Source organism: Shewanella aegiceratis, from assembly GCF_019457495.1.
Classification (GTDB): Bacteria; Pseudomonadota; Gammaproteobacteria; order Enterobacterales; family Shewanellaceae; genus Shewanella; species Shewanella loihica.
On the sequence record NZ_CP080416.1, the window covers coordinates 928095 to 940213 of the forward strand.

General features: G+C 56.6%; 11 protein-coding genes. 7 read left to right on the plus strand and 4 right to left on the minus strand.

Annotated elements, in window-relative coordinates:
- Both lysS and K0H80_RS04125 read left to right on the plus strand, forming a co-directional pair.
- Window positions 1–1503: a lysine--tRNA ligase gene (gene lysS / locus K0H80_RS04120; protein ID WP_011864618.1), complete on the plus strand. Its 1503-nt coding sequence runs from the start codon at window positions 1–3 to the stop codon at window positions 1501–1503.
- Window positions 1504–1800: 297 nt separating this feature from the next.
- The gene (locus K0H80_RS04125; RefSeq protein WP_258406171.1) at window positions 1801–4281 is read left to right on the plus strand and encodes a sensor domain-containing protein; all 2481 of its coding nucleotides are present in this window, start codon (window positions 1801–1803) and stop codon (window positions 4279–4281) included.
- 44 nt (window positions 4282–4325) lie between these two features.
- On the opposite strand, the gene K0H80_RS04130 is transcribed toward K0H80_RS04125, so the two are convergent.
- Window positions 4326–4916: a pseudouridine synthase gene (locus K0H80_RS04130; RefSeq protein ID WP_220073912.1), complete on the minus strand. Its 591-nt coding sequence runs from the start codon at window positions 4914–4916 to the stop codon at window positions 4326–4328.
- A gap of 326 nt (window positions 4917–5242) precedes the next feature.
- On the opposite strand from K0H80_RS04130, the gene nagB reads away from it, so the two are divergent.
- The 5 genes from nagB (at window position 5243) to K0H80_RS04155 (ending at window position 9687) form a co-directional block, all read left to right on the plus strand.
- Entirely contained in the window at window positions 5243–6049 is an 807-nt protein-coding gene (nagB, locus tag K0H80_RS04135; protein ID WP_220073203.1) for a glucosamine-6-phosphate deaminase, read from the plus strand.
- Window positions 6050–6325: 276 nt separating this feature from the next.
- Window positions 6326–6862: an SRPBCC family protein gene (locus K0H80_RS04140; RefSeq protein ID WP_220073204.1), complete on the plus strand. Its 537-nt coding sequence runs from the start codon at window positions 6326–6328 to the stop codon at window positions 6860–6862.
- 11 nt (window positions 6863–6873) lie between these two features.
- Entirely contained in the window at window positions 6874–7191 is a 318-nt protein-coding gene (locus tag K0H80_RS04145) for a cupin domain-containing protein (RefSeq protein ID WP_220044378.1), read from the plus strand.
- A gap of 167 nt (window positions 7192–7358) precedes the next feature.
- Window positions 7359–9272 carry a peptidase U32 family protein gene (locus K0H80_RS04150; RefSeq protein ID WP_220073205.1) on the plus strand — a complete coding sequence of 638 codons (1914 nt, stop codon included), beginning with the start codon at window positions 7359–7361 and terminating at the stop codon, window positions 9270–9272.
- A gap of 40 nt (window positions 9273–9312) precedes the next feature.
- Window positions 9313–9687 carry a PH domain-containing protein gene (locus tag K0H80_RS04155; protein WP_011864625.1) on the plus strand — a complete coding sequence of 125 codons (375 nt, stop codon included), beginning with the start codon at window positions 9313–9315 and terminating at the stop codon, window positions 9685–9687.
- Between the two features lie 50 nt (window positions 9688–9737).
- Here K0H80_RS04155 and K0H80_RS04160 read toward each other — a convergent pair whose 3' ends face one another.
- From K0H80_RS04160 to K0H80_RS04170, 3 genes are all read right to left on the minus strand, one after another.
- On the minus strand, window positions 9738–10925 hold the full coding sequence (locus K0H80_RS04160) for an AAA family ATPase (protein WP_220044380.1): 1188 nt from the start codon (window positions 10923–10925) through the stop codon (window positions 9738–9740).
- A 155-nt stretch (window positions 10926–11080) separates the two neighbouring features.
- Window positions 11081–11368, minus strand: a complete 288-nt coding sequence (locus tag K0H80_RS04165; RefSeq protein WP_220073206.1) for a helix-hairpin-helix domain-containing protein — start codon at window positions 11366–11368, stop codon at window positions 11081–11083.
- Between the two features lie 66 nt (window positions 11369–11434).
- On the minus strand, window positions 11435–12028 hold the full coding sequence (locus K0H80_RS04170; RefSeq protein ID WP_220073207.1) for a LysE family translocator: 594 nt from the start codon (window positions 12026–12028) through the stop codon (window positions 11435–11437).
- Window positions 12029–12119 lie beyond the last annotated feature (91 nt).

Below are 12119 nucleotides of genomic sequence, written 5' to 3' on the forward strand. Positions count from 1 at the left end.
ATGACTGAACAAACTCAAGACGAAAACAAGTTAATTGCAGAGCGCCGTGCCAAGTTAGATCACGTTCGCGCTTCTTGCCCTGCTAACGGTCACCCGAACAACTTCGATCGAAAACATAAGGCTGCCGACATCCAGGCCGAATATGGTCAATACAGCAAGGAAGAGCTGGAAGAGATGAATGTCCAGCGTTCTATCGCCGGTCGTATCATGGCCAAGCGTGGCCCCTTCCTGGTGATCCAAGACGTGAGCGGTCGCATCCAGGCCTATGCCGGTAAAGACGTTCAGAAAGATCTTAAGGCCAAGTATCAAGGTCTGGATATCGGTGACATTATCGGTGTGACTGGCCAGCTGCACCTGTCTGGCAAGGGCGACCTCTATGTCAATATGGAAGAGTACCAGCTGCTGACCAAGGCGCTGCGTCCGCTGCCTGAGAAGTTCCACGGCCTGACCGACCAGGAGACCCGCTACCGTCAGCGTTATGTAGACCTTATCGTGAACGAAGAGTCACGTGCGGCCTTCATCATGCGCTCTAAAGTGGTTACCGCTATCCGTAACTTCATGGTAAGCAAAGAGTTTATGGAAGTGGAAACCCCTATGATGCACAGCATCCCAGGTGGTGCCTCTGCGCGTCCTTTCATTACTCACCACAATGCGCTGGATATCGAGATGTACCTGCGTATCGCGCCTGAGCTATACCTCAAGCGTCTGGTGGTTGGTGGTTTCGAGCGCGTGTTCGAGATCAACCGTAACTTCCGTAACGAAGGTCTGTCACCACGCCATAACCCAGAATTCACCATGATGGAATTCTATATGGCCTATGCCGACTACAAAGATCTGATGGACCTGACCGAAGAGATGCTCTCGTCAATCGCCAAAGATCTGCTGGGTGATACCAAGCTGCCATACGGCGAGCACACTATCGACTTCGGCGGTCCATACGAGCGTCTGAGCATGCTGGATGCGATCAAGAAGTACAACCCAGACAACGAGACGATTCAGTCTATGACCTATGAAGAGGTTAAAGACGTCGAGTTCATGCGTAACCTGGCCAAGAGCCTGGGCATGACTATCGAGAAGTTCTGGACCTGTGGTCAGCTGCTGGAAGAGATCTTCGGTGAAACTGCCGAGCCTAAGCTGATGCAGCCTACCTTCATCACTGGCTACCCGGCAGATATCTCGCCGCTAGCTCGTCGTAACGATGAAAACCACTTCATCACCGACCGTTTCGAGTTCTTCATCGGTGGCCGCGAAGTGGCCAACGGCTTCAGCGAGCTGAACGATGCGGAAGATCAAGACAAGCGTTTCAAGGCGCAGGTCGATGCTAAAGATGCGGGCGACGATGAAGCCATGTTCTATGACGCCGACTACATCACGGCGCTGGAGCACGGTCTGCCACCGACTGCCGGTCAGGGTATTGGTATCGACCGTCTGGTGATGTTGTTTACTAACACCCACACCATTCGTGACGTTATCCTCTTCCCGGCGATGCGTCCTCAGGGATAAGCCGACAACGCTTAAGAAAAAACCAGCCCCAGGGCTGGTTTTTTTATCTGCGTCATTTGCAGCGAAAGTGACCGCCTGAGATGAAGTTTTAGATTAAACCACTGATAAGTTACTCTATTTCTAGTATAAGATGGGTTGGGCCGCTGCCTGCGCCATTTTTTGTCGGGGTTAACACACTTTTGTTAAATTAAGGTTAATTTATCGCATTTGCAGGTGTCCATTACGACTATTTGGCGATAAGCTAGCGAAAAGGATTCAGGGATAGTGACACTCGGTCGTCGCTCTCGGAGTAGGATAGTGATAGATATCAAGATTCCAGATGAAGCGTTACAAGAATGGCAGGAAGCGTTAGAGACCCTGGCCCAGGCGTTTGACGGCAGTCTTTTCCTGCTGGCCCTTACCGCCAGCGACGGTCTGACGCCACAGCTTAGCCTGTGCGATGACAATCATGTGCATCGCCAAAGTGTCGCCCAGCTTTGCGCCCAGGGACTCAGCCTGTTTCGCGACTACATCGAACATCCCCATCATCCCCGTGCACCTGTCGATGTCGGCGGCATCATACTGCATCCGCTCTTCTGGCCTTCTCAGGCCCTTTATGGCGCCCTGTGTCTGGTGCCAAACGAGCAGCCCAACCACGACAAGCGGCTAAACACCCAAGTCAAGCTGACCTGTCAGGCGATGCAATATGCCCTGATTAACCTCTATCAGACCCATCGCCAGCAGTTAATAGAGATAGCGCCGCAATCGGCGCCCAATGTGGATCTGCAACTCTTCATCGACAGCCTGCAGGAGCATGTGTGGATGAAGGATGTGGCGGGGCGTTACGTGCTGATCAACCACAGCGTCGAGATAGCCTGGGGCCGTAGCAAAGAGCAGCTGCTCAATCGCACCGACGATGAGATCTTCTCCCCCGAGCTGGCCGAAGAGTTTGTTCAGGGGGATTATGAGTCAATCGTGCGCGGCGTGCAGGTGACGGCCGCCGAGTGTGAGGCCAAAGATATCGACCAGTCCAACTCCTGGCTGGAGACCACTAAGGTCCCGGTCGTCTCACCAGATGGCACATTGGAGGGGGTGATCGGCATCTCCCGTAACATCACCTCCCATAAGGCGGCCCAGGAACAGCTGGAGCTGGCGGCCAACATCTTCGAGAATTCGGTGGAAGGGGTGGTGATCACAGACGCCAGCGGCAATATCATCGAGGTTCATGGCGCCTTTACCGAGATCACCGGCTATAGCCGCGACGAGGTGCTGGGGGAAAACCCACGCATCTTAAATTCCGGCCGTCACGACAAGGCCTTCTTCGAGCGCCTGTGGCGCTCGTTGCTGACCAACGGCAAGTGGCACGGCGAGATCTGGAACCGACGCAAGAGCGGCGCCATCTATCCAGAGCAGCTCACCATCAGCTCCATGTATGGCGACGATCATCAGGTACGCTACTTCGTCGCCGTGTTCGCCGATATCTCAGCCCAGAAGCAGAGCGAGAAGGAGCTGGCGCGGCTGGTGTACCACGACCCGCTGACCAAGTTGCCTAACCGCATGATGCTGTCGGCCAACCTGGAGCAGGAGCTGAGACACGCCGCCCGTGAAGAGACCGAGCTGGCGCTGATCTTCATCGACGTGGATCTGTTTAAACATATCAATGACAGCTACGGCCATGTGACCGGCGATGCCATCTTGGTGGAGGTTGCCAGACGCCTGGGACAGAAGCTGGGGGAAGAGGCAACTCTGGCCAGGCTAGGTAGCGATGAGTTTATCGCCGTCCTGCCCCATGTGGAGAGTGACGACAGCGTCTCCCTCATGGTGAGTCGGCTGCGTGAAGCCTTCGATGCGCCCTTCTTGCTGGATGACGAAGGCAGCGTGCGCCTCACCGCCAGCATGGGGGTGGCCATCTACCCGGGGGACGGCGAGAGCGGCGACACCCTGCTGCGTAACGCCGATACCGCCATGCACAGGGCCAAGGCCAATGGCCGCAACAACTACGCCTTCTATACCCAGTCCCTGACCCTAGCCTCGGTGGAGCACCTCAAGCTACAGAGCGCGCTGCACGATGCCATCAACAAGGATGCCTTCTATCTGGTGTATCAGCCCAAGTTGGCGCTGGGCACGGGTCAGTGTGTCGGCTTCGAGGCGCTGCTGCGCTGGGAAGACCCACAGCTTGGCACTATCTCGCCGGCCATCTTCATCCCCGTTGCCGAGAATATTGGCCTGATCAATGAGATAGGTCTCTGGGTGCTGAAACAGGCGGCCACCCAGGGGGCTCAATGGTTAGCGGAGGGCAAGCGCTTTGGTCGCATCTCGGTGAACGTTGCCGGGCCTCAGCTGCAACAGAAAGCATTTTGCGCCCAGGTGAAACGCGTGCTCGACGAGGCGGGACTGCCGCCCGAATACCTTGAGCTCGAGGTCACCGAGAGCTGCATGATGTCCGATCCCCTGGCGGTGATCGAGGTGCTTAAACAATTGGGTGAGCTCGGGGTCGAGCTGTCGGTGGATGATTTCGGTACTGGCTATTCGTCGCTGAACTACCTGAAGCGTCTGCCCATACATAAGCTGAAGATAGATCAGTCCTTCATTCGCGATATTCCCAGAGACGGCAACAACACGGCAATTGCCAAGGCGGTGATCGCCCTTGGCCATGCGCTGAATCTCTGCATCATAGCTGAAGGGGTGGAGACGCCGGAGCAGGCGGCCTTCCTCGAGGCGGCGGGGTGCGATCAGGCCCAGGGCTATCTCTACAGCAAGCCTAGAGTGGTCGAGGAGCTGGCCGAGTTCTTAGGCTAGCGCTAGGGCTAGTACTTAGATTCGCTCTTGGGCTAACGTATGGCTTAGCCTAGTGTCGCGAGCGGTTTAACTTCGCCTGGCTGCAGCGTGTCCAGGTGGATATCGCCTATGCGTACCCGCACCAGCCTCAGGGTGGCAAAGCCCACGGCGGCGGTCATCTTACGCAGCTGACGATTCTTGCCCTCGGTAATGGTGATCGCCAGCCAGCTGGTCGGCCCGTGGCGGGCGTCTCTTATCTTGCGTCCCCGCGGCGGTAGGCCTGGCGCCTGGTCGAGGCGGCGCGCGCGGCAGGGTAGGGTACGATACTTCTCGCCCTTGATGCCTATCTCAACTCCCTCGCAGAGACTGGCGATAGCCTGATCGGTGATCTCGCCATCGAGCTGCAGATAGTATTCCTTCTCAATCGACTTGCTGCGCACCGCGTGGCTGGTCTTGCCATCAGTGGTCAGTAGCAGTAACCCCTCAGAGTCATGATCCAGCCGGCCGATCGCCATGATGCCCGTTGGGAAGTTGGCCAGCTCACCAAGTAAAGGCTTACGTTTACGCCGCTCGCCGACAAACTGGCTCAGATAGCCGTAAGGCTTAAAGATCATGAAGTGTTGGGCAGGCGTGCTTGTTTGCCCAGTCGATTGCATCTGTTCTTGGGCTTCGCCTTGAGTCGCCTCTCTTGAATCTGAGGTCACTTTTAAAGGGCTATCTTCTGCGGTCGTGACTTTTGCTGGCATAGGGGCTGATTTAGAGGCTGGCTTATAGGCTGACATGGGCTTCTCTGTGGTAATGGACGGGCGCAGTTTACCACGAATGGCGCGGCGTTTTTATGGTCAGATTAATAATGACAACGCTGTCATTTGTGGTTATAGTAATGTTAATTTCTCTCATCGGCGCCTTGAGCTTAGTTTATTGTATTGCAGCCAGCCGCCGTGAGAGGGCGTTAACTTCCAGGGCCGAGACGAATCAAATCATGCAAATTGTTATTCTAAAAGACAGCGCCGAGGTGGCGGAATATGGTGCCAATCTCATCATCAATCAGCTTAAGCGCAAGCCGAACTCTGTGCTGGGGCTGGCGACTGGCTCGACCCCTGTGTCCCTCTATCAGCGCCTGGTGGCCGCCAATCAGGCGGGCGCCGTCTCCTTCAAGGGCGTGACCAGCTTTAATCTGGACGAATATCTGGGGCTGGAGGGCAGTCATCCCCAGAGCTATCGCTACTTCATGGACAGCCAGCTGTTCGATGCTATCGACATCAATAAGGCCAATACCCATGTGCCGCCGGGGGATGCCGAAGATCCCATCGCCGCCTGCGAGGCCTATGAGGCGCAGATCCAGGCCGCCGGCGGCATAGATATTCAGCTGCTCGGCATAGGCCGCAACGGGCATATCGGCTTCAATGAGCCTTCGTCTGGCTTGATGTCACGTACCCGGGTCAAGACGTTGACCCAGGCGACTATCGAGGACAATGCCCGTTTCTTTGCCGAGGGGGAATATCAACCCCATCTATCGATCACCATGGGGATTGGCACCATTTTAGATGCCAAGAAGGTGCTGCTGCTAGCCACAGGTGAGAGCAAGGCCGAGGCGATTCGCGCCGCGGTAGAGGGCGCCCTAAGCGCTGCCTGTCCCGCATCTGCGCTACAGCTGCATCGCGACGCCGTGTTGGTGATCGACGAGGCGGCGGCATCTAATCTGACCGACAAGGAGTTCTATCGTCATATCGAGGCGGAGAATCAGCTGTTGCAGGCCAGGCTGGCGGCTCTCAAGGCCGGTGAGTAGTAACTGCTATTGGTAAATAAAGGGCGTCTCTCACTGGAGGCGCCCTTTCTGTTTTGGGGCGTTGCCAAGGCAAGGCCGTGTTATTAATCGGCTCTTTGCTGGTACTAGGAGCTGGTACTAAGAGCTGGTACTAGGATCTGGTATTAGGAGCAGGAGTTAGCTGTCGGCGCCGCTTTCCAACACCCTGATTCTTGACTATGTTATGACAGATACAACTAGGCCAGACCATTCTGTACCAGCCACAAGGGGCATCGCCGGCCTGTTAAGGAACTCGTCATGCTAAAGAAACTCCTGATACTCGTACTCCTGCTACTCTCATCCCCCTTTATTGCCGCTCTGTTTATCGAAGAAGATTACCGTGTGGATACTCAAATCGTTATCGACAGGCCGGCGGACCAGGTGTTCGACTTCTTGAGAAAGCTCAAAAACCAGGATCAATTCAGCGTCTGGGCCAAGATGGACGCGGCCATGGAGAAGAGTTATCGCGGCGAGGATGGCACAGTCGGGTTTGTCTCAAGCTGGCGCAGCGATAACCCAGATGTCGGCGCGGGAGAGCAGGAGATTATGGCGATCTTCCCCGGCAAGCGTATCGAGTATGAGCTGAGATTTAAGACGCCCTTCGAGGCGGTCTCGCCCGCCTATATCACTACCGACGCTCTGGGGCCGACCCAGACCGAGGTGCATTGGGGCTTTAGTGGCAACATGGCCTATCCCATGAATATATTGCTGCCGCTGATGCAGGTGGATGCCATGGTAGAGCGGGATCTAAGCCAGGGGCTGAGTAACCTCAAGACCCTACTCGAGAGCAAGTGACGGAGATGGCGATGGAAAAGCACAACTTCTTTGCGTCCCTGCCGGATGACCTCACCCTGGAGGCGTTCGAGCCTCTGGTGGAAACCGGTGGCGTGTTGATCGAGCGTATCGTCTCTAAGGCCCATCGTACGCCAGAGGGACAATGGTACGATCAGGACAGAAACGAGTGGGTCATGGTGCTTAAGGGGGAGGCGACCTTAGTGTTCGAGGGCGCCGAGGTGGTGCACCTTAAGGTGGGCGATCATCTGAATATTCCTGCCCACTGTCGCCACAGGGTCAGCTGGACCAGCGAGCAGGAAGAGACTATATGGCTGGCGGTGCATTATTGAGTATATGGCGACCGGCATTAGTTAAAGCCGACGCTCGAGTGGTATCTGAGCCTGATGAATCGCTGGCTTGGTGAAAAAATGCGCGATATCGAGGTGTTTTGTGAGCCAGGTCTGTTATAATCGCGCCCCTAATTTTTATCTATCTGTGATCTGATTCGAGACTCCTCATGGACAAGCCTGAGATTTTTATCCCCGATAGCGCACCGATCGCGCCGGTAACTACCCGCTCAAACCGCCTCGAGCTCTTGGCCCCCGCCAAGAATGCCGACTATGGTATCGAGGCCATCAAGCATGGTGCCGACGCCGTTTATATCGGTGGCCCAGCCTTCGGTGCCAGGGCGACTGCCGGCAACAGCGTCGAGGATATCGCGCGTCTGTGTGAGTTTGCCCACCGCTATCACGCCCAGGTGTTTGTCGCCATCAACACCATCTTAATGGACGACGAGTTGGACGCGGCGCAGAAGCTGATCTGGCAGGTGTATGAGGCCGGTGCCGATGCCCTGATCGTGCAGGATATGGGGGTGCTTCAGCTGGATATTCCGCCTATCGCCCTGCACGCCAGTACCCAGATGGATAACCGTAATCCAGAGAAGGTTGCCTTCTTAGAGCAGGTAGGCTTCTCACAGGTGGTGCTCGCCCGCGAACTGGGCCTGAGTCAGATCCGCGATGTGGCGGCTAAGACTAACATGCAGCTGGAGTTCTTCATCCACGGCGCCCTGTGCGTCGCCTACAGCGGCCTGTGTAACCTGAGTCATGCCTTCAGTAACCGCAGCGCCAACCGCGGCGAGTGCTCGCAGATGTGCCGTCTGCCGGGGGACCTCAAGACCCGCCAGGGGGAGGTGTTGGCGCAGAACGAACACTTGCTATCGCTCAAAGACAACAACCAGACAGATAACTTAGAGGCGCTGATCGATGCCGGTATTCGCTCCTTTAAGATCGAGGGTCGCCTCAAAGATCTCAGCTATGTGAAGAACGTAACCGCTCACTATCGCCAGGAGCTGGATAAGATCATCGCGCGTCGCCCCGAGTTTGTGGCCTCGAGCCACGGCCGCTGCGAACACAGCTTCACGCCTAACACAGAGAAGACCTTTAACCGTGGTCGCACCGACTACTTCGTCAACGAGCGTAGCCAGGGAGTCAGCGATTTCCGCTCGCCGAAATATATCGGCGAAGAGGTGGGCAAGGTCGCAGCCCTAGGTAAAGATTTTATTCAGGTCGAATCGAGCCACAGCTTCAACAACGGTGACGGCCTGTGTTACTTCCCGCCGAACTATGAGAAGGCTAAGCAGTCAGACGATAAGCTGCAGGGGCTCAGGGTTAACCGCGCCGACGGCAACAGGTTGTATGTGATCGCCGTGCCGGGCGATCTTAAGGTAGGCGCCACCCTGTATCGTAACCATGATCAGGCGTTCGAGACAGTGCTGGCCAAGGAGTCCTCCAAGCGTATCATCAAGGTGGACATGACGCTGAGCGACACCGAAAAAGGGGTCGCGCTGACCATGACGGATCAATATGGTCTGAGCGCCACGCGCGAGCTGGAACTTGATAAGACCCCGGCCACAGACACAGAGAAGGCGCTGAAGAATCTGCGTAAGCAGCTGGGTAAGCTGGGTAGCACAGACTTCGAGGCCCGCGAGATCAATATCGAGACCGCCAGTCCCTGGTTTATGCCGGCTTCCCTGCTTAACGGCCTGCGCCGTGACACGGTTGCCGCCCTGGAGCTGGCGCGCGTCGAGGGCTACGAGCGCCCGCAGGCGTGGAAATACAACCAAGACGCCGTCTATCCCTTTAAGCACCTGAGCTTCATGGGCAACGTGGCCAACGAGAAGGCGAAAGACTTTTACACACGTCATGGGGTGATCGAGATAGAAGACACCTATGAGAAGAACGGCGTGACCGAGGATGCGCCGCTGATGGTGACCAAGCATTGCCTGCGCTTTAACTTTAACCTCTGCCCGAAAGAGGTGCCCGGCATCAAGGCGGAGCCGCTGCAGATTGAGATAGGTAAAGATGTGCTCAAGTTGGTCTTCGACTGTCCTAAATGCGAAATGATGGTTGTCGGCGCTAACCGTCAGGTATAGGCTAGGGAACAAATTAAGTTCACTTTCAAGGAGATCAAATATGGGACTGTTAGATGCGCTGATGGGCAATGCTGCCGAAGTGAACCTGGATGAGTTAGCCCAGGAGCTGGGGCCTATCATGGGCGATAACGAGCAGTTAGCGCTGGCTTACCGTGTCATTCGCGACATGTTCGTGTTTACCAACAAGCGGCTCATCCTCATCGACAAGCAGGGCGTTACCGGCAAGAAGGTGAGTTATCACTCTGTGCCCTATAAGGCGATCACCCATTTTGAGGTGGAAACCGCCGGGACCTTCGACATGGACGCCGAGCTAAAGCTATGGATCTCGGGGCAGAAAGATCCCCTGGTGAAGGAGCTGAAGAAGGGCACCGACGTCGTGGGCATTCAGAAGACGATTGCGAACTTTTCGCTATAACACTAGTTCGCTTTAACGCGACGCGCCCTCGTTATTTTTTAAGCCCAGGCCTAGCCCTGGGCTTTTTGTTGCCAGTTCCAGCTTGGGGTCGAGAGCAGATCTTGCCCCACTATCTTGGTCTGCCCCAGCTGCTTGTCGAGTTCGATTAGCTGACACTGCTCAAATTCGTTGAGGGCATTGATTAGCCGATTGGCGTGGGACACCACCCAGAGCTGACACACCTTAGATGCCTTGGCGATAAGCCGGGCCAGTGCCGGTAGCAGATCCGGGTGCAGGCTGGTCTCCGGTTCGTTGAGCACCATCAGCTCAGGCGGCCTTGGGGTGAGTAGGGCGGCGATCAGCAGCAGATACCTTAGGGTGCCGTCAGACAGCTCCTGGGCGTTGAGGGGTCTTAGCAGCCCCTGCTGGTGAAAGTTGACGCTTAACAGGCCACCGGCCTGGTAGCCAATGGTGACGTGAGCGCCGGGAAAGGCATCACTCACCGCCTCATCGAAGCTTTCCCTATCGCCTATCTCGAAGATGGTCTGAATCGCCGAGGCCAGATCCCGGCCATCATGGTGCAGCACTGGGGTGCGGGTACCCAGCTGCGGCTGACGCGCGGGCGCCTCGCCGTCGCTGCGGAAATGATCGTAGAAGCGCCAGGCTCGGATGCTGTCTCTGAGCCTCAGCACCTCGGGCGTGCGGCTGGGATCCGACAGCTCGGTGAAGATGCTGTCGCCATGCTGCATATGCTGATTCAGGCTCTGCCAGCCATCTTGCCCCCCTTGCTGTGCGCGCCCCTTCACCATGGGGCCACGTCGCTCCACCAGTACGGCGGCGGGTCGATACTTGTTGCCGACCCAGATCGCCTCACGCTTTATCTGAGGATCTAGCCCGAAGAGGGTGGTGCTGTCTGGCTTGGGTAGCCCCAGCTCGATGAGGTAGCTGAACTCATCGCCGGCAAAGCCCAGTTTCAGTCGTTTGGTCTGTTGCCGTACCGTGGGAGTTATCTCTGTGTCGCCGCTCAACATCCCCTTGGTGAGGTTTTCCGGCCCCGCCCAGAAGCAGGAGTCCAGTCCGCCCTCCTGGGCCAGGGCATTGACCACGCCACCTTGGGCCGTCTGTGCCAGCAGGCGTAGCGCCTTGTAGAGGTTGGACTTGCCACTGCCGTTGGCACCGGTGACCAGATTGAGCCGCCCCAGGGGCAGGCGTATGTCTCGCAGCGAACGGTAGTTGTTGATGGCTAAGGTGGTCAGCATGGCGCTCTTTTTTGTGGTTTGAGTATTGGTTTTAGTCGTGGTTTTCGTTGTTGTGGTTGAGCATGAGTCTAATTTTGGCTTGGGGCAATAGTGGCATCTTTAGGCTCTCGATGCCATCAACACTCAAACGCGGGGCGAGCTTATCCTTTAGCCGCTCATCCCTGATGCAGCTTGGCCAAATGTGCCTTGCGCTCCGGGGTATAGTGCCACCAGGGCTGAGACGCTTCCCCTTCCATGAAACGCACCGCGGCGATAAACACATCGATGACACAGGGATCGTGACGACACTGGGTGATGGCTTCGAGCTGGGCGTGCATCTGATACGGATCCAGCCCGATAAGCTCCTTGGGGTGATGCAGGCCGAGTTTGTAAAAATCCTCCGCCGTGGCCTTACCCACGTTGGGGATCATGGTGAACTCTGTGATGGTATCGCGGGCTGACATCTGGTTGCTCTTCTTATCTGTGTGGTTTTAAGTGTACGGCGTTTAACGCGGCTTGTCAGCGACTCCCTAGGCCAGCAAGGCATAACCGACCGCGACTAGCATGGCGATGGCGAAGAAGATGCGCAGCGCCCTCGCGGCCTTTGGCCTGGAAAATAGCGGGCGTAGCAGGCCGCCGAAGATCAGCCAGAGGCTGTCTACCAGAGTCGCGACCAGCAAGGCGCAGATCCCAGTGGCTAGATAACCCAGGGCCGTGTTCTCCAGTGGCAGTAAAAACTGGGAGAAGATGGCCAGGAAGGCGGCATAGGCCTTGGGATTAAGCAGGTTGAGGATAAAGCCATCCTTGAAGCTCGGTGCCTGCTGCGCGTCATCTAACTGGGTGCAGGGGGCACTGGCAATCTTATAGGCGATGAAGGCGATATAGGCGGCGCCGAGCAGCTGACAGGTGAGCCTGAGGTCGGGAAAGCGGCTGAATAGGGCGGCGAGCCCAATGCTGGCGCCTATGATGGCGACCGAGAGCCCAAGGAGTATGCCCAGCAGAAATGGAGCGCCGCGTCTTATGCCAAAGGTAGCGCCCGTGGCGGCCAGTGCCAGCGGCGCTGGGCCGGGTGAGCCCAGGAGTAATCCTGTGGCGGCGATTAACGAAACGATTGATTCCAACATGCCAGGCTCCTTGTGGCGCGCTTTTAATGGGCAACCCATTTGCCCGGATTGAGCATCTTAGCCTGATTGGTTTATCTGTAAAGCCATGGGG